We start from the raw sequence: 21,793 nt of genomic DNA on the forward strand, positions 1-21,793 counted from the left end.
CGGGGAGCCCCATGAGCAATACCGTTCAAATCAAAGTGCCGGACATCGGCGACTTCAAGGAAGTGGAAGTCATCGAAGTGCTGGTGGCGGTGGGCGACACGATCAAGGCTGAACAAAGCCTGATCACCGTCGAGTCCGACAAGGCCTCGATGGAAATCCCCGCGTCGCAAGGCGGCGTGGTGAAGTCCATCAACGTCAAGGTCGGCGACAAGGTTGCCGAAGGCACGGTCGTGCTGGAAGTGGAAGCAGCGGCGGGTGCCGCCGCATCCGCGCCCGCCGCCAAGGAAGCCCCCAAGGCCGCCGAGGCGCCCAAGCAGGCGGCTCCGGCTCCCGCCGCCGCGCCCGCCGCGGCCAGCTTCAAGGGCTCGGCCGACGGCGAATACGACATGCTGGTGCTGGGCGCCGGCCCCGGCGGCTACTCCGCCGCCTTCCGCGCCGCCGACCTGGGCCTGTCCGTGGTCCTGGTCGAACGCTATGACACCCTGGGCGGCGTCTGCCTGAACGTGGGCTGCATTCCGTCCAAGGCGCTGCTGCACAACGCCGCCATCATCGACGAAGCTCGCGAGCTGGCCGCCCACGGCATCAGCTTCGGCGAGCCCAAGATCGACCTGGACAAGCTGCGCGGCTACAAGGACAGCGTGGTCGCCAAGCTGACCGGCGGCCTGGCCGGCATGGCCAAGGCCCGCAAGGTCACCGTGGTGCATGGCGTGGGCGAGTTCGCCGACCCCAACCACCTGACCGTCAAGGCCGCCGACGGCAAGACCCAGACCCTGCGCTTCAAGCAGGCCATCATCGCCGCCGGCAGCCAGTCGGTGAAGCTGCCGTTCCTGCCCCAGGACGACCGCATCGTTGACTCCACCGGCGCCTTGTCGCTGCGTGAAGTCCCCAAGAAGATGCTGATCATCGGCGGCGGCATCATCGGCCTGGAAATGGGCACGGTGTACTCCACGCTGGGCGCGCGCCTGGACGTGGTGGAAATGCTGGACGGCCTGATGCAGGGCGCCGACCGCGACCTGGTCAAGGTATGGCAGAAGAAGAACGCCTACCGCTTCGACAACATCATGTTGAAGACCAAGACCGTGGGCGCGGAAGCCAAGAAGGACGGCATCTACGTCAGCTTCGAAGGCGAGGGCGCGCCCAAGGAGCCGCAGCGCTACGACCTGGTGCTGCAAGCCGTGGGCCGCAGCCCCAACGGCAAGAAGATCGGCGCCGACCGCGCTGGCATCGCCGTGACCGACCGCGGCTTCATCGAGGTCGATCGCCAGATGCGCACCAACGTGCCGCACATCTACGCCATCGGCGACATCGTCGGCCAGCCCATGCTGGCGCATAAGGCCGTGCATGAAGGCCACGTCGCCGCCGAAGCCGCCGCAGGCCAGAAGTCCTTCTTCGACGCCCGCGTCATTCCGTCGGTGGCCTACACCGATCCGGAAGTGGCCTGGGTCGGCCTGACCGAAGACGAAGCCAAGAAACAGGGCATCAAGATCGAGAAGGGCGTGTTCCCCTGGGCCGCCTCCGGCCGCGCCATCGCCAATGGCCGCGACGAAGGCTTCACCAAGCTCATCTTCGACGCTGAAACGCATCGCATCCTGGGCGGCAGCATCGTCGGCACCCATGCCGGTGACCTGATCAGCGAACTGGCCCTGGCCGTGGAAATGGGCGCCGACGTCGTCGACATCGCCAAGACCATCCACCCGCACCCGACCCTGGGTGAGTCGGTGGGCATGGCTGCCGAAGTTGCAGAAGGTGTTTGCACCGACTTGCCGCCGATGAAGAAGAAGTAATGCGCAGGAGGGCGGTCATGCCGCCCGCGCAATGCAAAAGCGCCGGCCCTGGACAGGGACCGGCGCATTTTTTTGTGCGCCTGCGGCGCGGCGTTCAGGCGTGCGTGTCGATGCGCGAACCCAGCGTGGCGTCCACCGCCAGCACCGGCAGCGACTGCATCAGCGTCAAGGCCGTGTCCGCTTGCGCATTGAGCGCCTTCTTCAGTACGCGGGCCTGTACTTCCTGCATGAGGTTCGCGTCCTGCAGGGCCAGGGCGGTATTGACGGTGTTGCTGATCGAGGCGTCCATGCTTGGGGTGTCCTAGTGTTTGGAGGGTGGCTTGAGTCGGTATTGGATTATCGCGTGGACTGCGCCCGGATGCACGGGATTCGTGGCGGTCCTCACGGTCGATTCGGGCATTCCTTGATGGTGCCCCACGCGCTATTGGGTTCACAGAACTGCCGGCGTGCGGCCCAGGCGCAGTCGGGGCGATCAAAGAACCCCAGCGTTGCGCAACGTGCCAACTCACCTTTCAGCTCTTCCACCCAGGCCATGGGGTCTACGGCGGGGATCTCAGTCATCCGCAGGGTAGACGTGGGTGTAGTGTTCATCGTGTCCGCCGCTGCGGGCGGCGCCGGGGCGTGCTCGGGTTGCGGTTCTGGCGAACCTGGGCCCGAATCCGAATCGGAGTCCGAATCTGGAACGGGTGTTGGCATCGCCGCCGGCGTCATTTCCGGGTGACCGAATACAGGTTCGGCGTTCGCAGGCGGTGCCGGCGTCAGAGGTATCCGTACCGGGCCGGCAGCCGTGGAGCCCGAAACTGTCGTATTCGGCGAGCTCCATGACACCACCAGCAAAACCAGCGCGCCATAGATTGCCAGCGTATACAGCACGGTCAATGTGGCATATCCCACGCGTTTACCCGTGATTGGCCGCGCGTCTTCGCGTCCTACCAGGGCGCGCCAGCGGACCAGTGCAGCGCCAGGCGCCGATATCAACCACCAGAACATCCGCCGTAGCGGACCGGGTTCCTGCGGAGTGGGCGCGGCCTGCGCCTGCGCCACCAGCAATTCGCGCAAGGCGCGGTTCTCTTCGCGCAGACGCAGGGTCTGCTCATCCATCGGCGCCTGGGCATCGGGATCCGGAATGCTGCTGTGCTGCGTAGCGAGTGGATCGGGAGGCGTCGCGGTCATGTTGTGAAAATTATTGATACAAAGCGTGCAGCCGCGAGTATGAGGCAATCGGAGGAAGTGAAAAAGGGGAACAGTCCGAAAAAATGGGGCTTGATTAGGACTCGAAGGGGGATTACCGCAGGAACCGGCAAAAACCTGCGTTTTTCCAACGATTTAGCCAGCGCGGCCGCTGATACTCTCGCCACACTTGCCACAGCTACTTGCCCGATGCGGAGTTTTTTTGAACGCGCCTGAGTCCTTACCCGATGGGGGTCGCGAGGTTGCGATCGCTCCCGCCTTGGCCGACCACGCCATCAACTTCCTGAGTTCGCCGGGCCACTTGCGGGCGACGGCGCATTTGTATGGTCTTTCCAGTGTGCCACTGGATCAGGCTCGCGTGCTGGTACTCGGGTGCCGCGCAGGAGCCAATGTCTTCCCTTTTGCCGCGGCCTATCCTCAAGCTCGTGTGGTCGGGATCGACCCTGACGCCGGCCAAATCGAGCTGGCGCGTCAGCATGCCGAGGGGCTGGGCTTGGGAAACGCGGAGTTCTTTGCGGCCGATTACGCCGCGGTGACGCCGGAGTTGGGCGAATTCGACTATATCGTCGCCCATGATGTCTACAGTTTGCTGGATCGCAGCCAGGCAGTCGAAATTCTGCGCATCTGCCGCCTGAACCTGTCGTTCGAAGGCATCGCGTACGTCAATTACGACACCTACCCGGGCGCGCGCGTGGACGAGGCGGTGCGCGACGCCATGTTGCTGTACGGCCATGGTGCCGACACCGCGGAAGAACAGACTGCTGCTGCCCGCACTGCTTTGACCCTATTTTCCAACGGAATGGCATCGGGCAATCCGATGGCCGGCGCCTTCGCCGCGGCTGCCGAGATTGGCAAAGCTGATCTCGATGCCGGGTTGTTCGGTTTCTCACGCCAGGCCTATTACTTCGTGGAGTTTTCGGAACTCGTGTCCGGTTACGCCTTGATCTGCGCGGGCGATGCCGAGCCGCAAATCGAGATGGCCGACACCTATGGAGGCAATGTATCGCTTGCGCATGGATTGCTGGGTCTCGGCAAGCCGCGGGTCTTGCGGCAACAGAACCTGGACTTTTCAGTCGGCCGCCGCCATCGCCGCACGCTCATCGTGCATCAGGAGCGCGCGGAGCAGGCTTCGCCGCAGATCGATGTGGCGCGTTTGATGGAATTACGCTGGGCCGGCCGGTTCAGGCGTTGCGCGCTGGGCCTGCGCGACGTCAAGAATATCTATTTCGAAACCTCGCCAGGACAGGTGTTCTGCACCGACGATCCCGTGGTTCAGCGTGTCCTGGATGCGCTGGGTTGCGCTTGGCCCGAGTCGCTCGATGCGGCGGGCCTGGCTGACTTCGTGGCTGCGGGGCCGTCGGTGGGCGAGGGCAAGACGGCATTTGAAGCAACGCAGGCAGCGCTGCTGTATCTGGTGCGCCGCGGACTCGTGCGTTACTCGGTGGATCGCACGCCTTACGATACGATCGGGGCGGACGCCCTGGCCGTGGTTGCGCAGGCGCTTCCCGCACTTGCAGACCGCGAGCGGGGCGGGCAGGCTCCGTTGTTCAACTGGTGGCACGAGCCAGTGACCGAGACCATCGACCGGCACGTGCTGGAACTGCTGGCTCAAGGGCAGTCCCTGGCGGCGCTGGACGCCTATGTCGAAAAAGAGAAGGCCGAGTCGAAATCGAGCGGCCCGCTTGGCGAAAAGCCGGCGACTGCGCCGCAGGGTGTGTCTCTGACTCAGCAATTGCGGATGCTGCGGCGGTCCGCCTTGGTGCTTGCCGGGCCAACACGTTGGCGCGATTTCCTGGCGGATGGCCTGGAGGCCAGCAAGGGCGAGCGCCATTCATGGATGCTCTATGTGCAGGCATTGTCGAGGTGCCTGTTGCAGCAAGTACCCCTCAAGGGACTGCGGGGTGTCACCCCTGCACAGCACAGGGAGGCCGTGGAGCTGCGGAATCTCGCGTACAAGGGCAAGGTCAGCGCCGAGACCGAGGCGCAAGTGCGCCGCCTGATCAAGCAGGCTCCCCGGAACGATGCCGCGTGGGACGCGCTGTCGTGCATTGTGCGCGACAAGGGTGAGAACACTGAATCGTTGATGGCCTTGCTGCATGCGCTTCGCCTGGATCCGACGCCTGCGCACCGCTACGCCCTGCTGGCCCTGACGCTGTTGGCGCGGGATTCGTTGGATGACGCGGAGCAGAGCGCCTTGCTGGCGCTGACGATTCATCCGAAGTACGCCTCCGCGCACAACGTCCTGGGTAGCTGCTATCACAAGGCCTCGCGCTTCTACGACGCGATTTATCACTACGGGCGCGCCCTGGAAGAGGATCCTTCGGTCGTGGATTCCCACGGCAACTTGGGTGTGGTCCTGGCGGATATCGGCGATTTCGACGGGGCGGAGAAAAAGTACAAGGAAGTGCTACGCCTGGTACCGGACAATCCACAGGTCTGGGGTAGTCGGTTTTTCGGCTTGAATTATTTCCCCGATCGTACGGCCGAACAGATTTTCGAGGTCTACAAGGAATTCGAAGAGATATTTGGCAAGCCGATGCGCAAGCATTGGTTGCCTCACCGCAACGACAAAGATCCCGGACGACGGCTGCGGATCGGCTATGTCTCGCCGGATATCCGATTCCACCCCGTGACCCTGTTTCTTGAGCCCCTGATGGCTCACCACAATCCGGACGAATTCGAGGTGCATATCTACGCACACCTGGGTGTCGAGGACAAGGTGACCGAAGCGTTCAAGGGGTACGCCCAGCACTGGACGCGCACGAACGGCATGACGGACGACGCGCTGGCGCGTCGCATACGCGCCGACAAGATCGACATTCTGGTGGATCTGGCCGGCCATACCGGCAACAACCGCCTAGGCGTATTTGCGCGCAAGCCGGCTCCCGTCCAGCTCACATGGTTGGGTTTCGGATGCACGACCGGCCTGACGGCCATTGATTACATCCTGAGCGATGCTGAAATGGTGCCGCCTGGATCCGATCATTTGTTCGCGGAGAAGCCTTGGCGCTTGAGCGGCAGCAATTTTGCCTACAGGCCGAAATCCGGAATGGGTGATGCAGGGCCGCTGCCGGCCCTGGCCAATGGCCATGTTCGGTTCATCACGCTCTCCAGGGCAATCCGTTTCAACGATCATCTGATTCGCACGTGGGCGGAGATCATGCGCCGGGTGCCGTCATCCAAGCTGGTGGTGGATAGCCGCAGTTACGTGTCCCCTGGACTGAAGGAAGAGCTGGAGTCGCGGTTCGCGGTACACGGTGTGCAGGCATCGCGTCTCGAAATCGGCTTTCATTCACCTCCTTGGGACCTGCTGCGCAGCGCGGACATTACGCTGGATTGTTTTCCGCACAACTCCGGAACGACGTTGTTCGAGAGCCTCTATCAAGGCCTTCCGTTCATTACGCTGGCGGGCCGGCCCGGCGTCGGCCGTATTGGCGCGTCCACCCTGATAGGCCTGGGGCGCGGCGACTGGATCGCGTCGACCGAGGCGGAATACATCGATAAGGTGGTGGCGCTGGCCAGCGATATTCCGGCGCTCGAGCGCATACGCGCCGGACTGCGTGCCGAAATGCAGGCCAGCAGCCTCATGGACGAACCCGCTTTTGCGCGTAAGGTCGAGACGGCCTTTCGCGCCATGTTCAAACAATGGTGTGAGAAACAAGCATGAAGGCAATTATTCTTGCGGGTGGCCTGGGCACGCGCATTTCCGAAGAAACGCATGTCAAGCCGAAGCCCATGGTGGAGATCGGCGGAAAACCCATCCTGTGGCACATCATGAAGATGTACTCGGCCCACGGCGTCAATGATTTCGTGATCTGCTGCGGCTACAAGGGCTATGTCATCAAAGAGTACTTTGCCAATTACTTCCTGCATATGTCGGACGTGACGTTCGACATGGCCAACAACCAGATGGAAGTGCATCAGCGCAAGGCAGAGCCCTGGCGCGTCACCCTGGTGGATACGGGAGACGACACCATGACTGGCGGACGCCTCAAGCGCGTGGCCGCTTACGTCAAGGACGAAGACGCATTTTGCTTTACCTATGGTGACGGGGTCGCCGACGTGGATATCTCCGCGTTGATCGCGTTCCACCGCAAGCACGGACGCTCGGCGACCGTCACGGCTGTGCAGCCCCCCGGGCGCTATGGCGCCTTGAAGATGGAGAACGATCTGGTGGCGGGCTTCACGGAGAAGCCGCGCGGCGATGGCGGCCTGATCAATGGCGGTTTTTTCGTGCTCTCTCCCAAGGTCCTGCCGCTGATCGAAGGCGACCATATTTCCTGGGAAATGGAGCCATTGGAAACCCTGGCGCGCAATGGCGATCTCATGGCTTACAAGCACATGGGTTTCTGGCAACCCATGGACACGCTGCGTGAAAAGCGCATGCTGGAATCCCTGTGGGAAGCGGGCAAGGCGCCCTGGAGGGTGTGGTGATCAGCGACGCCGCCAGTTTCTGGCGCGGCAAGCGTGTCTTCCTGACTGGCCACACCGGCTTCAAGGGGGGCTGGATGGCGCTGTGGCTACGCCTGCTGGGGGCCGAAGTATGCGCCGCGTCGTTGGCGCCGCCTGTCGGTCAGACCAGCCTGTTTGAGGCGGCCGGCATCGCCCGCGTGCTGGACAGCCACATTCTCGATATCCGCGATGCGGCAGGGCTGGCTGTGCTCGTACGCCAAGCGCAACCTGAAATCGTGCTGCACTTGGCAGCCCAGCCGCTGGTCCGCGCCAGCTACCGCGAACCGCTGCAGACCTTCGACACCAACGTAATGGGGACGGCGCATGTCCTGGATGCGCTGCGCGGCCTGCCGGACGCGCGCGTGGCGCTGTGCATCACGACCGACAAGGTCTATCGCAACGAGGAATGGCCGCATCCATATCGCGAGGGCGACGCCTTGGGCGGACACGACCCCTACAGCGCCAGCAAGGCTGCCGCCGAATTGGTCGCGGCCTGTTACCGCGATGCGTTCCTGGCGCAGCAGGGTGTCGCCGTTGCAACCGCCCGGGCGGGGAACGTCATAGGCGGCGGCGATTGGTCCGAAGACCGTTTGCTGCCTGATGCCGTGCGAGCCTGGCAGGCCCAGGGCAAGCTTGAAATCCGTAATCCGGGATCGACTCGTCCCTGGCAGCACGTCCTCGAACCCCTGGCCGGATATCTGCGCCTGGCGCGAACGCTATGGGAACGTCCCAACTTGGCCGGTCCGTACAATTTCGGGCCTCCGTCGCACGAGGCGGCTACGGTGCGCGAAGTGGTCGAGCTTGCCCGCGACGCCTATGGCAGCGGCGACGTGGTTTACGGTACAGCGGTCCAGGGGCCCCACGAAGCTGGCATGCTGACGCTCGATACGTCGCGCGCGCGTTCCATTCTGCAGGTGCAGGCGCGCTGGAGCCTGTCCCGTTCAGTGGCTGAAACAATGCAGTGGTACCGCGCCCAATACGAAGGCGCGGACGCGCGCGCCTTGTGTGAGGCGCAGATAGAGGCTTACGGCCCTCCGTGACTCTGGCGTGAGTCCTCGCGACACTGCCTAGACAAGAACACCTGATTTTAGAGAAATAGCATGAGTCCTAACGAAATTCGGGCGCAGATCGCCCTGCTGGTCGACCAGTATCACGAGGCCCAGGAGCGCGAGCGCGCAGCGTTCGCTCCAGGAAAGACCGTTGTGCCGCCTTCGGGCAAGCTGATCGGCGCGGCCGAGCTCAAGTCCATGGTCGAGGCATCGCTGGACGGTTGGCTGACGACGGGCCGCTTCAATGACGCCTTCGAACAACGCCTGGCCCAGTATCTGGGCGTAAAGCACCTGATCACCGTCAACTCCGGTTCCTCGGCCAATCTGGTGGCGTTTTCCACGCTCACTTCGCCGAAATTGGGCGAACGGGCTATCCGACGGGGCGATGAAGTGATTGGCGTGGCCGCGGGCTTTCCCACCACGGTCAACCCGATTCTGCAATTTGGCGCAGTACCCGTGTTTGTGGATGTGGAACTCGGCACCTACAACGTGGACGCCAGCCTGCTGGAGGCCGCGATCACCCCGCGCACCAAGGCCATCATGCTGGCGCATACGCTGGGCAACCCGTACAACCTGGACGTGGTGACGGCCTTGTGCAAGAAGTACGGCCTGTGGCTGATCGAAGACTGTTGCGACGCCTTGGGCTCGACCTATAACGGTCGCATGGTCGGAACCTTCGGTGATATCGGCACGCTCAGCTTCTATCCCGCGCATCACATCACGATGGGCGAGGGCGGGGCGGTCTTCACGAACGACCCGCACCTGAAGTTGATCGCGGAGTCGTTCCGCGACTGGGGCCGCGACTGCTACTGCGGACCCGGCAAGGACAATACCTGCGGACGGCGCTTCTGCCAGAAGCTGGGCAGCCTTCCCGAAGGCTACGACCACAAGTACACCTACTCGCACATTGGCTACAACCTGAAGATCACCGACATGCAGGCCGCTTGCGGCCTGGCGCAGTTGGACCGGGTCGAGGAGTTCGTGACGCAGCGCAAGGCCAATTTCCGCTTTTTGAAAGAGCGGCTGGCCTCCTGCGAGGAATTCCTGATCCTGCCCGAGGCCACGCCCGGTTCCGATCCTTCCTGGTTCGGCTTCCCGATCACGTTGCGGCCCGAAGCCGAAGTGCGCCGCGTCGACCTGCTGACGTACCTGGACCAGGACAAGATCGGCACGCGCTTGCTGTTCGCCGGCAACCTGACCCGCCAACCCTCGATGGTCGGCCAGCATTACCGCGTGGCGGGCGAGCTGACGAATACGGAAATCATCATGAACAACACGTTCTGGATCGGCGTGCAGCCTGCGTTGACTCCCGAGATGTTGGACTATGCCGCCAGCCGCATCGAGCTGTTCTTCGGCGTCGGGCTCTGACATGGAAGCCAGGGCCTTGGATATTCCGGGCTGCTACCTGTTCAGCCTTCCGCGCTTTCCCGATGCACGCGGCGAATTCCGCAAGCTTTTGCACGCGCCCACGCTGACCGCCTTGGGGTTGGAAGCCGACTATGCCGAATCCTATGTATCGGTATCGCATCGCGGCGTCTTGCGGGGCCTGCATTTCCAGGCGCCGCCGTCGGATCATGCCAAGCTCGTGACCTGCCTGTCGGGCCGGGCGCGCGATGGCTTGCTGGACCTGCGGCGGGGGTCGCCGACGTTCAAACAGTCCCTGTCCTTGATCCTGGACGGCGATGAGCCGCAAGCTGTTTATGTGCCTCGAGGCGTCGCCCATGGATTTGCCGCGCACCGGGACCAGACGGCATTGCTCTATTACACGACATCGGTTCACGATCCGTTGCGGGACGCGGGTGTCGACCCGCGCAGCGCCGGCATCGACTGGTGGGCTGGCGAATCAGGCATGAAAGAACCCATCATGTCGCCGCGCGATGCGGGCCTGCCTGCGCTGGACGATTTCATCACCCCCTTTACGTACGCAGGGGCGCCATGACGTCGCGGGTACTGGTTACCGGAGCCCGCGGATACGCGGGCGGGGCGGTTGCCGCATGCTTGCGCGCTCATGGCGTGGAGGTCGTCACCGCAGGCCGGGCGCCGTCGGATGACATCCGCCTGGACTTGTCGGATCCGGACGCCGTGGCCGGCTTGGCGCTCCCGGATGGCCTGGACGCCTGCATCCATGCAGCGGCGATGCACGAGGTGGCTTGCCGCGCCAATCCGTCATTGGCCTATGTCGTCAATGTCGCGGGAACCCGGGCTCTGTTGGAGGCCTGCGCGCGCGCGGGGATCGAGCGCCATGCCTATGTTTCCACTTTCCACGTGTTCGGGCGGCCCGCGGCGCTGTTGGACGAGCTGGCGCCCGCCGTGCCGGCCAACGACTACGGACTGACCCATAGGCATGCAGAAGAGTTGTATGCCCTGGCTGCGCGGGAGCAAGGCATGTCAGTGGACATCTTGCGGCCCGCGAATCTCTTCGGGGCGCCCGCTCGCTGGACAGGCTTCGACCGCTGGACCCTGGCGCCATTTGATTTCTGCCGCCAGGCGGTGGCAAACGGCCGGATCGTCCTGCATGGGCGAGGCAAAGCGCGGCGTAACTACTTGAGTGTGGAGCATTTCGCACAGGTGCTGGCGCGGCGTTTGCCAGGCGCCGGTTCCGGCGTGCTGCATGTGGCGGGGGCTGACTGGTTGATCCGCGATCTCGCGGGTCTGGCCGCGTCTCGTGCCAAGCGGCTCCTGGGTAGGAACATTCCGGTACAGTTCGGTTCGCTTGAGGAGCTGCCCGCGCCTGACTACCAATTCATATCGCGGCATGAGGCTGCGGAGGGTGGCGATGCCAATGACGCCATGGCGACTTTCTTCGACAAGACCCTGGCACATCTGATGGAAGATAAGCGATGAATCGGCTATCCGTCCTGGCAAAGATCTCCCCCTTGGCCGATATCGAGCGATCGGTGCGCGGCAATAGTGTCACGGTGGGCGACCACGTCACGATAGACAGTTTCGTGAAGATCAAATTCGCCGGCGGTGACGGTGATGTGCTCATCGGCGACCATGTCTACCTGAATTCCGGCGTGGTCATCTATTCAGGCAACGGCGTCGACATTGGCCGCGGAACCCTGATCGCCGCCAATACTACGCTGGCGCCCACCAATCACGAGTATCGCCGCAGCGATCTGACCATCATTGAGCAGCGGTTCATGCCCAGCAAAGGCGGCATCCTGATCGAAGAGGATTGTTGGATCGGCGCCAACTGCGTGCTGTTGGACGGCTGTATATTGCGGCGCGGTTGCGTCGTTGCGGCGGGGACGGTGCTGCGTGGCGAATGGCCGGAATATGCGGTGATCGCAGGCAGCCCGGCGGCGGTGATACGTCATCGCACCCCGGATGCGTATTGAAAATCTATTGGAGTAGAGCAGGTGAAAGCAAACAAGAAGACTGCGCCTAAACCCGCCACCGGCCAGACGATGAGCGTGGATGACGCCTTCGGCGTCGCAGCGCGCGCGTGGCACGAGAATCGGCTGGCGGACGCAGCTCAAATTTGCAGGCAAATCCAGGCTATCCGCCCTGACCATCAGGGCGTCAAACACTTGAACCTGGCGATGCAGCATGGCGTACACGGCCTGATTTTCACGGCGATAGGCTTGGCGGATCCTGACTTGTACAGCATCGGTGACTATTCCTATGGGGTGCCGCAACCCGTTCTGCATAATCAGCCGCAGGAGCCTGCGCGGTTGTCGATCGGAAATTTCTGCACGATCGCTCATCACGTCGAGATCATTCTTGGAGCCTACCACCGCGAGGATACCTATACGATCTTTCCCTTCTCGGTGCCACAATTTGGTACGTTGTTCGCTTCCACGAAGGATATAACGGATTACTCGACGACGCGGGGCGGCGTCACGATCGGACACGATGTATGGATTGGCGCGGGCGCGCGAATCCTGTCCGGGGTGAAGATCGGTACGGGGGCGGTGATCGCCGCTGGTTCTGTCGTGTCGCGCGATGTCGGCGACTACGAAATCTGGATGGGAAATCCCGCGCAATTTCGGCGTCGGCGTTTCGATGAAGCCGTATCTGACCGCCTGATACGCATACGCTGGTGGGATTGGCCCAAGGACCTGATCGAGCGCCACGCTCGCGAGATCATGCTTGGCACGCCCGAAGCGCTGGACGCGCTGGAGCACGGCCATGAGGAATGGCTGGGGCAGGCAAGTGCGCAGGTGGTTGCGCCGTTCGAGATGGTGCGAGGACGTTCCGGGCTGATTCGTATGCGCCGCGGCGCCGGTTGGCAAGAGGGGCGTCCGACCTGGGTTGTGCTGCACGGTTCGCTGGGCAGTATCGCCACCGTCCAAGGCTTTGAACCCCACCTGTCCGATGCGAATTTATTGTTTGTTGACTTGCCCGGCTGCGGCGCCAGCACTGCACCTCAGGAAATGTCCGTCAATGGGTTCGTGGATGAATTGCTGCCCGCGTTGCTGACGGCTGCGCCCTCGGGTTTTGGCTTGCTGGGCGTGTCGTTTGGCGGCAGTGTCTCTTTGGAAATCGCGCGTCGTACGCCGCTGTGCAAGCAGGTGGTACTCCTTGATACGCCGTTCTCGGCCGCCAAGCTCTGGCACAACCACGCATTTCTGCGCGGTGCAATTGCCGCTCGACCGGATGACCGACACTTGCGCAGCTTCGCTCTGGAAATCTACGGCGTCACGCCAACCGCAGCGGTTGAGCGGGACTATTGGCCCTTGCTGAACGGTGTTACGCAGCCGGTGACCGTGGTGACCGGCAATGTTCCGATGCATCCTCCTCGCAATATGCCGCCGGTGCCATGTTGCTTGGATGAAGACGACTTGGCGCGCCTGGCGGCTCAGGGGTGCCGGGTGGAGCGCATCGCAGGTAGCCACGACCTGATCAACGAGAATCCTGCTGCTGTGGCGGCTGTGGTCCGCTCTGTGAAGCTGGAGGCCTAAGTACCGCGCGCAGCACGTCACCGAGTCTGTAGAAGCAAGCAATGAGCAAGAGGGTGGACGAGGTGTAGCCCACCCTTTTTTGCGGCTGCTGCGCTTGTGCACTGCAAGAGACGCATATAAAAAAGCCAGCCCGAAGGCTGGCTTTCTTGTCTGGGCAAGTATGTGGAGTTGACCTGCTGCTCCACATTCCGCCTGGGACTGTCCGCTGGAATTAACGCAGCAGCGACAGAACCGTTTGCGGCACTTGGTTGGCTTGAGCCAGAACCGAGGTGCCAGCCTGTTGCAGGATCTGGGCCTTGGTCATGTTCGACACTTCCGTGGCGTAGTCGGCGTCTTGAATACGCGAACGGGCGGCGGACAGGTTGTTGATCGTGTTGTTCAGGTTGGCAACAGTCGATTCGAAGCGGTTCTGGATCGCGCCCAGGTCGCTACGCAGGTTGTCGACTTGCGACAGAGCCTTGTCGATGCCGGCCAGCGGGTTGGTCGTAGCGGCGAACGTCGAAGCCGTTGCGTCCTTGGTGCCCACGGTAACGGTGCCGCCAGCAACGCTCAGGTCCGATGCCTTGACCGACACGTACATCTTCTGGCCAGTGGTAACGCCCGGCTTCGTTGCACCAGCGGTTGCGGTGACTTCGACGAACAGGTTGCCCTTGCTGTCCTTCACCAGCGAACCGGAGGTCGGGGCGGTGGAGCCCAGATCCGTAGCGTTGCTGACGGTGACGGCTGCGCTGGCGCCAGCGGTGATGCTGCCGGCGGCAACGCTCAGGAAGCCTTCGACATCGCTGTTGGCGGCGGTGGTGACCGTGCCTTGCGGGCCGTTCAGGCTCAGCTTTTCCAGACCCAGCGACTTGGCATCGATCTTTTCCAGATTGATGGTGATCGTTTCGTTGTCGTTGGCGCCGACTTGGATCGTCAGCGTGTTGTCCTTGGCCAGAACCTTGACGCCGTTGAACTGGGTCTGTTCCGACACGCGGGTGATTTCGCCCAGGCGCTGCGAGATTTCAGCTTGGATCGAGTCCAGGTCGGTCTGCGAGTTCGTGCCGTTGGTGGCTTGAACCGACAGTTGGCGGATGCGCTGCAGGTTGTTGTTGACTTCGTTCAGCGCGCCTTCGGTCGTTTGAGCGATCGAGATGCCGTCGTTGGCGTTACGGGCGGCTTGGGTCAGGCCGTTCACGTTGGCGGTGAAGCGGTTGGCGATGGCTTGGCCAGCGGCGTCGTCCTTGGCGCTGTTGATGCGCAGGCCCGAGGACAGGCGCTCAATGGCGCTGCCCAGGGTCGATTGCGATTTGTTCAGGTTGTTCTGTGCAACCAGGGACAGGTAGTTGGTATTGATGACTGCCATGTGAGGCTCCCAAGAGAGAAAGGCTTCTTCAAACTGGGCAGCAAGGCCGCCCACTGGTGTTAACGGGAAAGTTCGTCGACTTCTTGTCTAGGAATCTCTCCGTTGCCAGGATTACGGCAGGCCAAAATCAATCTTTAGCACTATTTCGCGAAAGTCGACATTTTTCTTCCATCCGGTCGGAGGGGGGCAGGAATCCGACCCAAGTCCGACAACTACCGCCGCTACGGCGCCCTTAATGCAAGACGCCGGTCTTTGGAAGTTCGCAGACCACGCATGCCCTCGATTCTCTAACCATCGTCTCTTTAGGCGTTGCGCAATGAGAAACGGACGCGAGGTGCGCCCGTTATGTTGAGAGGCTTTAATAGTGGTCAGGGTGGGCAAAGTCGTCTCGCCACCCGGCGTCCTTCTATATCACCTGAGCAATCTGCCCGTCCTGGGGCAGTTCCTGCCAAGCCTGTTCCTTCAGCTTCGCCCGTATCCGCGCCGTCGCCTGCGACCTCAGTTGGCACACCCGTGCCTCGGTCACATTCAGGATCGCGCCGATTTCCTTCAGGTTCAGTCCTTGCTCGTAGCAAAGTGACAACAGCAACTTTTCACGCTCGGGCAGGGCGTCGATCGCGTGGATCAGCGCCTGGCGGAAGTCCCCGGCCAGCAGGGAATCCAGCGGATTGCCGCCGGCGGCGCCATGGTTCAGGGTGGCCGCCCAGTCGGATTGACCGCCAGCCGAGTCGGGCTCGGTGGTGAAGTCTTCGTAATGCACGATCTGCACGCCCTGGGCGTCGTGCAACAGTGTTTGATAGTCACCCAGGGGCATGTCGAGCTGTTGTGCAATTTCGGCTTCCGTCGGCGCTCGCATCAAACGCTGTTCGAGTTGCTGGATGGCCTGCTCGATCTTGCGCGCCTTGGCGCGCACGCTGCGAGGTAGCCAATCCTGTCCGCGCAATTCGTCCAGCATCGCGCCGCGGATGCGGGTGGTGGCGTAGGTCTCGAATTGGGCGTCGGCCGTTTCCTGGTAGCGGCGCACGGCATCGAGCAGGCCGATCATGCCGGCCTGGATCAGGTCGTCGAGCTCTACGCTGGCGGGTAGCCGGGCGAGCAATTGCAGGGCCAGCTTCCGCACTAGCGGGGCATATTCGACCAGGCTGTCATCTGCGTGAGGCATTGCGGGAGTGTCGGGCGGTGTCCATCGTGGCGCGTGGTCTGTTGTTGTCAATTTGCGACATTGTCGACAAACGCGCGGCGGCGCTAAAGCTAGGTGGATTTAGTGATCTGCAAGCTGCCATTGTCGGCAAACAACACCGTTTCATTCCTCAAAGTACGCAATGTTTTGAATGCTTATTTGCCAAATTGACGTAAATTCGTCTGAAATTTATATGTCAAGGTGTATCGGAAACGGTAAGTTGCGCAACATCAACAAAGTTTTGTCATATAAGTCATAGAAAATGACATCAGCTGTGGTAAATTTTACTTAAATTGCGAACAAATGATACATTTCGCATCAAAGCGGGATGTATCGAACGTAATGGCAACGGAATTCCGGTGCTTTTGCTTACACAAGCCCCCATCGGCGGGATAGGGAATAGGGAGTTGGGCGTGCAACAAGTCGAAAATTCATTGCTGACAGACATTCGCGAAGTGAATCTGTCCTATTTGTTACTGGCACAGCGCATGCTGCGCGACGACTACGCGGCGTCGATGTTCCGCCTGGGATTCAGCAATGAGGTTGCTGACATCCTCATGCGCCTTTCGCCGGCGCAATTGGTCAAGCTCGCAAGCTCCAGCTCGTTGCTGTGCCGCTTCCGCTTCGATGACTACAGCCTGTTGTCCGCGCTGACCCATGACGTTCTGGGTGGTGCGCTGCAGCAAGCGCACGCAACCATCCTGCTGGCCAAGCAGCCTGTCGAAGAATTGGCCTGACGGCCTGATCATTCCATCCGGAAGCACGTGTAATGGCCACCAAGAGCGTTTCGCAGGAAGCGGATGACATTCTGCTAGCCAGCTCCATGATCACTTTGGGAGCCCGGCTGCAGGTGCTGGAGGCTGAAACCAGCCTCAGCCACGACCGCCTGGCACGCTTGTACCGCGAAATCCGCGGCTGCTCGCCACCCAAGGGCATGCTGCCCTTTTCGGTTGACTGGTTCATGACCTGGCTGCCGAACATCCATTCCTCGCTCTTCTACAACGTGTATTCGTTCCTGAATACGCGCACCAGCAGCAAGGGCATACGCGCCACCATCGACGCCTATCGCCTCTATCTCGAAAACGCCGGCACCGATGCCGCCGAAGGCGCAGAGCCCGTCCTGAGCTTTACGCGCGCCTGGATGCTGGTGCGCTTTTTTGATAGCGGCATGCTGCAAATGTCCGCCTGCCGCCAATGCGGGGGGCATTTCATCGCCCATGCCCACGATCCCCAGTCGGATTTCGTGTGCGCGATCTGCCGGCCGCCACCCCGCGCCGGCAAGACCCGCGCTGCGGCCAAGGCGCGCTCCGGCACCCGCCCCGCACCCGTTGCGAATGCCACCCGGCTCTGACCGGCGGTATTCAAATACATCAAAAGCCCTGGAAAACTCCCCGTAACCCGCCTTTTTGGGTCGGGGGGAACAGGGGATCATTGACGCCAGTTTTAGACTTCGTTGGCAGGGGCCTGATGTGTTGATTGTTATCGGTTTTCTCGTGGTGGCCGTGTCGGTCGTCGGCAGCTTCATAGCGCTGGGCGGCCATTTGGGCGCGCTATACCAGCCGTTCGAGCTCACGCTGATTTTTGGGGCGGCTTTTGGTGCCTTCCTCGCCAGCAACAGCAAGAAGTCGTTGATGCTGGTCAAGTCCGCCTTGCCCGACGCCTTGAAAAGCTCGCGCTACGGCAAGGACGTGTACATGGAGCTGATGGCGCTCTTGTACGTGCTGCTGAACAAGGCACGCCGCGAGGGCCTCATGGCTATCGAATCGCATATCGAAGACCCGGAATCCAGTCCGATCTTCAGCGAGTACCCCCGCATCGCCAAAGACGCCAAGCTGATGGAGTTCATCACGGACTACCTGCGCATCATGATCAGCGGCAACATGAGCTCGTTCGAAATCGAGACGCTCATGGACGAGGAAATCGAAACCTACCGCCATGAGCGCGAAGTTCCTGTGCGCGCGCTGCAGCAAATGGCCGATGGCCTGCCGGCCTTCGGTATCGTGGCCGCCGTGCTGGGCGTGATCAAGGCGCTGGCCGCCGTGGACCAGCCTCCGGCGATCCTGGGCGACCTGATTTCCAAGGCTATGGTGGGCACGTTCCTGGGTATTTTGCTGGCCTACGGCTTCGTGGGGCCGCTGGCGTCGCGCATCGAGCGCCGCAGCGATGAGGCCACCAAGGTGCTGGAATGCATCAAGACTACGCTGCTGGCCAGCATGAACGGCTATCCGCCCCAGCTGGCCGTGGAGTTCGGCCGCAAGGTGCTGTTCTCCGCAGTGCGTCCGACCTTTGGTGAACTGGAAGAGCACGTCCGGCAAGCCAAGTCCACCGCCACCGGCAAGGCCTGACGGAGCGGGCCATGAGCACGGTAAACAACCACCGTGTGGTGATCCGCCGCAAGAAGGTCCACGGCGGCGGGCACCACGGCGGCAGCTGGAAGATTGCATACGCCGACTTCATCACGGCGATGATGGCGTTCTTCCTGGTGATGTGGCTGATCAGCGTGGTCCCGCGCGAAGAGCTCAAGGGCATTGCGGAGTACTTCCGCATGCCATTGCGCGTCGCCATTACGGGTGGGCCCAGCAGTTCGGCCGAGACCAGCGCGGTTCCAGGAGGCGGCAGGGATCCCTTGCGCAGCGAGGGCGATGTGCGCCGCGCGCAGGGCAACCGCGTCGAGGCCCAGCCCATGGGCGACGCCGAACGCCGCGAACAGCATCGCCTGGAAAATCTGAAAAAGCGGCTCGAAAACGTCATCGAGACCAGTCCGGTGCTGAAGAGCTTCAGGCCGCAACTGCTGATCGACCTGACTACGGAGGGTCTGCGCATCCAGATCATCGACAACCAGAACCGTCCGATGTTCGCCACCGGCCGCGCGGAAGTGCAGCCTTACATGCGCGACATCCTCAGGGAACTGGGGCCGGTCCTGAATGAATTGCCCAACAAGGTCAGCATCTCCGGCCACACCGACGCCTCGCAATACGCTCGCGGAGAGCGCGCCTATAGCAATTGGGAGCTGTCGGCCGACCGCGCCAATGCGTCGCGCCAGGAGCTGGTGGCGGGCGGAATGAACGAAAGCAAGGTCCTGCGCATCCAGGGGCTGTCGTCCAGCATGAGCCTGGTTAAAGATGACCCGTATGCGGCCGTTAATAGACGTATCAGCCTTGTGGTGCTCAACCAGAGCACCCAGCGGCGCATCGAAAGCGAGAACGCCGCGGCTGCGGACGTCAGCGCCAAGGATGCCCGCGAGGTAGGAACGGCGGTGGAAGCGGCGCAAGCCGCGGCCCAGGCCACGACGGCAACCAAACCAGGCGAGGCGGAGAGCAACCCGCCCGCGGAAGGGGTTCGATAGCAATGGCTGCAACGATTCTTGTGGCGGACGACTCGGCGACGATGCGCATGATCGTCCAGGCGACGTTGACGGGCGCGGGATGGAAAGTCCTGACGGCCGGCAATGGCCAGGAAGCGCTGGAATTGGCCAAGAGCCACCCGGTGGACCTGGTGGTCAGCGACTGGAACATGCCGGTCATGGGCGGTCTGGAGCTGATCCAGGGACTGCGCCAAGAGGACGAGTACCTGGACGTGCCGGTCTTGGTGTTGACCACCGAGGACGACGTGGACAGCAAGATGGCCGCCCGGGATCTGGGGGTCTGTGGCTGGCTTTCCAAGCCGGTCGACCCGAATGTGCTGGTGGAATTGGCGTCTGAACTGCTCGACGAGCAGGCCGGCGCGTAAGCAAGTTCATTTTTGAAGGCGTACGGGTCATGAGTTCTGGTTTGGACCTCAGTCAGTTTTACGAGACCTTTTTCGACGAGGCGGACGAGCTGCTCGCGCAGATGGAGCAGCTGCTGCTCGAGCTGGATGTGGGCGCGCCCGACATCGAACAGCTCAACGCGATCTTCCGCGCCGCCCACTCGATCAAGGGTGGGGCGGCCACCTTCGGCTGCTTCACGCAGCTGGCGGGCACGACCCATTTGCTGGAAAACCTCCTGGATGCGATCCGTCGCGGCGAAATGGCGCTGCGTACGGACATGATCGATATTTTCTTGGAAACGAAAGACGTGCTCAAAAGCCAACTGGATGCCTATCGGGCCTCCGAAGAGCCCGATGAAGCCGTGTTTGAGCGTATCTGCGCCGTACTGAGGCAGCTTGCGCTGGAGCATAAGGATCCCGCCGCGGCAGCCGCGCCGGCCGAGGCCCCTGCACCCGTGGCAGCGCCGGTTCCGGCCCCGGCTCCCGTGATCGCCCCGGCGCCTGCCCCCGAGCCCGCCGCGCAAGCGCCGGCAGCGGAAGCCGGCAGCTTGCCTCTGCGTGTGCGGATCACCAAGGTTTCGGACAAGGACGCCGCCTCCCTCCTCGAGGAAATGGGCAATCTCGGCAACGTCAAGGCCAGCGAACGCGCCGACGGCGCCCTGACCGTCTGGATGGACAGCACCTGCACGCCGGACGATATCGAGGCAGTATGCTGCTTCATCGTCGACGGCGACCAGCTGGAAATCAGCCGCGAAGCTGCTCCGGCGGGCGTAATGCAGACTGCTGCTCCAATTGCGGCTGCGACGCCCGCGCCGGCTCCCGCACAGACGGCGCCCGAAGCGCCGGCCGTCGCCGAGTCGGCTGCGGCCGCCGAGGCCATCACACAGTCCACCCGCGCGGCCCGGCCCGCTGCGGTAGCTCCGGCGCACGCGGACAAGGAATCCACCTCGATCCGCGTCGGCGTCGAAAAGGTCGACCAGGTCATCAACCTGGTGGGCGAACTGGTCATTACCCAAGCCATGCTGGCCCAGACCGCATCCACGCTGGATCCGGTGCTGCACGACCGCCTGCTCAATGGCATGGAACAGCTTGAGCGCAATGCCCGCGACCTGCAGGAAGCGGTCATGTCCATCCGCATGATGCCGATGGATTACGTGTTCAGCCGCTTCCCACGCCTGGTGCGCGACATCGCCAGCAAGATGGGCAAGCAGATCGAACTGCAAACCCACGGCCGCGCAACGGAACTGGACAAGAGCCTGATCGAACGCATCATCGATCCGCTGACCCACCTGGTGCGCAACAGCCTGGACCACGGCATCGAGACGCCCGAAAAGCGCGTCGCCGCTGGCAAGGACCCCGTCGGACAGCTGGTGCTGTCGGCCCAGCACAACGGCGGCAACATCGTCATTGAAGTCAGCGACGACGGCGGCGGGCTGAACCGCGACAAGATCCTGAAGAAGGCGATCGCCCAGGGCCTGCCCGTCAACGAGAATTCGCCGGACGACGAAATCTGGCAGCTGATCTTTGCGCCGGGCTTCTCCACCGCCGAAAAGGTGACGGACATCTCCGGCCGAGGCGTGGGCATGGACGTGGTGCGCCGGAACATCCAGGACATGGGCGGCCACGTGCAGCTGTCGTGCGAGCCGGGCAACGGCACCACGACGCGCATCGTCCTGCCGCTGACGCTGGCCATTCTGGACGGCATGTCGGTGCGCGTCGGCGAGGAAACCTTCATCCTGCCGCTGAACCATGTAACCGAATCGCTGCAGCCCACCAATGACCAGATCTACTCGGTGGCGGGCAACGAGCGCGTGATGCACGTGCGCGGCGAGTACCTGCCGCTGGTCGAAATGCACCGGGTGTTCTCGGTCAGCGACGCCCAGACCGATCCCACGCAGGCCATCGCGGTCATCATGCAAGCCGAGGACCGCCGGTTTGCGTTGCTGGTGGATCACCTGATCGGCCAGCACCAGGTGGTGGTGAAGAATCTGGAATCGAATTACCGCAAGGTGCCGGGCATTTCCGCCGCGACCATCCTGGGCGATGGCAGCGTGGCCCTGATCGTCGACGTATTTGCGCTTGCGCGCGCCAACCGCGAGCGTTGGTCGCAGCCCGAAGCCATTCTGAATTGATGGAGAAAT

General features: G+C 62.4%; 19 protein-coding genes. 15 read left to right on the top strand and 4 right to left on the bottom strand.

Annotated elements, in window-relative coordinates; genetic code table 11:
• Window positions 1–11 precede the first annotated feature (11 nt).
• Window positions 12–1,784: a dihydrolipoyl dehydrogenase gene (gene lpdA, locus IB258_RS00775; protein WP_192351992.1), complete on the top strand. Its 1,773-nt coding sequence runs from the start codon at window positions 12–14 to the stop codon at window positions 1,782–1,784.
• Between the two features lie 94 nt (window positions 1,785–1,878).
• On the opposite strand, the gene IB258_RS00780 is transcribed toward lpdA, so the two are convergent.
• Together IB258_RS00780 and IB258_RS00785 are read right to left on the bottom strand one after the other, a co-directional pair.
• Window positions 1,879–2,073 carry a YjfB family protein gene (locus IB258_RS00780; RefSeq protein ID WP_192327428.1) on the bottom strand — a complete coding sequence of 65 codons (195 nt, stop codon included), beginning with the start codon at window positions 2,071–2,073 and terminating at the stop codon, window positions 1,879–1,881.
• A 92-nt stretch (window positions 2,074–2,165) separates the two neighbouring features.
• Window positions 2,166–2,957, bottom strand: coding sequence for a hypothetical protein (locus tag IB258_RS00785; RefSeq protein ID WP_192351993.1), 792 nt, complete (start codon window positions 2,955–2,957; stop codon window positions 2,166–2,168).
• A gap of 277 nt (window positions 2,958–3,234) precedes the next feature.
• On the opposite strand from IB258_RS00785, the gene IB258_RS00790 reads away from it, so the two are divergent.
• Genes IB258_RS00790 through IB258_RS00825 form a run of 8 tightly spaced genes read left to right on the top strand, consistent with a single transcriptional unit; the run spans window position 3,235 to window position 13,383 of the window.
• The gene (locus IB258_RS00790) at window positions 3,235–6,642 is read left to right on the top strand and encodes a methyltransferase domain-containing protein (protein ID WP_192351994.1); all 3,408 of its coding nucleotides are present in this window, start codon (window positions 3,235–3,237) and stop codon (window positions 6,640–6,642) included.
• Window positions 6,639–7,409: a glucose-1-phosphate cytidylyltransferase gene (gene rfbF, locus IB258_RS00795; protein WP_054456648.1), complete on the top strand. Its 771-nt coding sequence runs from the start codon at window positions 6,639–6,641 to the stop codon at window positions 7,407–7,409. Before IB258_RS00790 ends, rfbF begins: the two co-directional genes overlap by 4 nt.
• Window positions 7,373–8,467, top strand: a complete 1,095-nt coding sequence (gene rfbG, locus IB258_RS00800; protein ID WP_370539798.1) for a CDP-glucose 4,6-dehydratase — start codon at window positions 7,373–7,375, stop codon at window positions 8,465–8,467. Before rfbF ends, rfbG begins: the two co-directional genes overlap by 37 nt.
• 60 nt (window positions 8,468–8,527) lie before the next feature.
• Entirely contained in the window at window positions 8,528–9,844 is a 1,317-nt protein-coding gene (gene rfbH, locus IB258_RS00805; protein WP_054456649.1) for a lipopolysaccharide biosynthesis protein RfbH, read from the top strand.
• A 1-nt stretch (window position 9,845) separates the two neighbouring features.
• Complete coding sequence (locus tag IB258_RS00810) at window positions 9,846–10,415, top strand: dTDP-4-dehydrorhamnose 3,5-epimerase family protein (protein ID WP_192351995.1); 570 nt, start codon at window positions 9,846–9,848, stop codon at window positions 10,413–10,415.
• A complete protein-coding gene (locus tag IB258_RS00815; protein ID WP_192351996.1) occupies window positions 10,412–11,320 on the top strand; it encodes an NAD(P)-dependent oxidoreductase in 909 nt (302 codons plus the stop codon). Before IB258_RS00810 ends, IB258_RS00815 begins: the two co-directional genes overlap by 4 nt.
• Window positions 11,321–11,352: 32 nt before the next feature.
• Complete coding sequence (locus tag IB258_RS00820) at window positions 11,353–11,817, top strand: DapH/DapD/GlmU-related protein (RefSeq protein ID WP_225590236.1); 465 nt, start codon at window positions 11,353–11,355, stop codon at window positions 11,815–11,817.
• Between the two features lie 21 nt (window positions 11,818–11,838).
• Window positions 11,839–13,383 (top strand): alpha/beta fold hydrolase, encoded by a 1,545-nt coding sequence (locus IB258_RS00825; RefSeq protein ID WP_054456653.1) that lies wholly within the window; start codon window positions 11,839–11,841, stop codon window positions 13,381–13,383.
• A gap of 211 nt (window positions 13,384–13,594) precedes the next feature.
• Here the strand turns inward: IB258_RS00825 and IB258_RS00830 are convergent, their stop codons facing one another.
• Together IB258_RS00830 and IB258_RS00835 are read right to left on the bottom strand one after the other, a co-directional pair.
• Complete coding sequence (locus tag IB258_RS00830) at window positions 13,595–14,725, bottom strand: flagellin FliC (RefSeq protein WP_054456654.1); 1,131 nt, start codon at window positions 14,723–14,725, stop codon at window positions 13,595–13,597.
• Window positions 14,726–15,131: 406 nt separating this feature from the next.
• Entirely contained in the window at window positions 15,132–15,887 is a 756-nt protein-coding gene (locus tag IB258_RS00835; RefSeq protein ID WP_054456655.1) for an RNA polymerase sigma factor FliA, read from the bottom strand.
• Window positions 15,888–16,318: 431 nt separating this feature from the next.
• On the opposite strand from IB258_RS00835, the gene flhD reads away from it, so the two are divergent.
• The 6 genes from flhD (at window position 16,319) to cheA (ending at window position 21,784) form a co-directional block, all read left to right on the top strand.
• Window positions 16,319–16,642 (top strand): flagellar transcriptional regulator FlhD, encoded by a 324-nt coding sequence (flhD, locus tag IB258_RS00840; RefSeq protein ID WP_013393369.1) that lies wholly within the window; start codon window positions 16,319–16,321, stop codon window positions 16,640–16,642.
• A 32-nt stretch (window positions 16,643–16,674) separates the two neighbouring features.
• Window positions 16,675–17,256 (top strand): flagellar transcriptional regulator FlhC, encoded by a 582-nt coding sequence (gene flhC / locus IB258_RS00845; protein ID WP_192351997.1) that lies wholly within the window; start codon window positions 16,675–16,677, stop codon window positions 17,254–17,256.
• 118 nt (window positions 17,257–17,374) lie between these two features.
• Window positions 17,375–18,250, top strand: a complete 876-nt coding sequence (motA, locus tag IB258_RS00850) for a flagellar motor stator protein MotA (RefSeq protein ID WP_054456657.1) — start codon at window positions 17,375–17,377, stop codon at window positions 18,248–18,250.
• An 11-nt stretch (window positions 18,251–18,261) separates the two neighbouring features.
• Window positions 18,262–19,251, top strand: a complete 990-nt coding sequence (motB, locus tag IB258_RS00855) for a flagellar motor protein MotB (protein WP_054456658.1) — start codon at window positions 18,262–18,264, stop codon at window positions 19,249–19,251.
• Between the two features lie 2 nt (window positions 19,252–19,253).
• Complete coding sequence (locus IB258_RS00860) at window positions 19,254–19,634, top strand: response regulator (RefSeq protein ID WP_192351998.1); 381 nt, start codon at window positions 19,254–19,256, stop codon at window positions 19,632–19,634.
• Between the two features lie 29 nt (window positions 19,635–19,663).
• Window positions 19,664–21,784 carry a chemotaxis protein CheA gene (gene cheA / locus IB258_RS00865; RefSeq protein ID WP_192351999.1) on the top strand — a complete coding sequence of 707 codons (2,121 nt, stop codon included), beginning with the start codon at window positions 19,664–19,666 and terminating at the stop codon, window positions 21,782–21,784.
• The last annotated feature ends 9 nt before the right edge of the window (window positions 21,785–21,793 follow it).

Origin of the sequence: Achromobacter sp. ACM02 (assembly GCF_014851605.1) — a bacterium.
In the GTDB taxonomy this organism is placed as follows: Bacteria; Pseudomonadota; Gammaproteobacteria; order Burkholderiales; family Burkholderiaceae_B; genus Achromobacter; species Achromobacter aegrifaciens.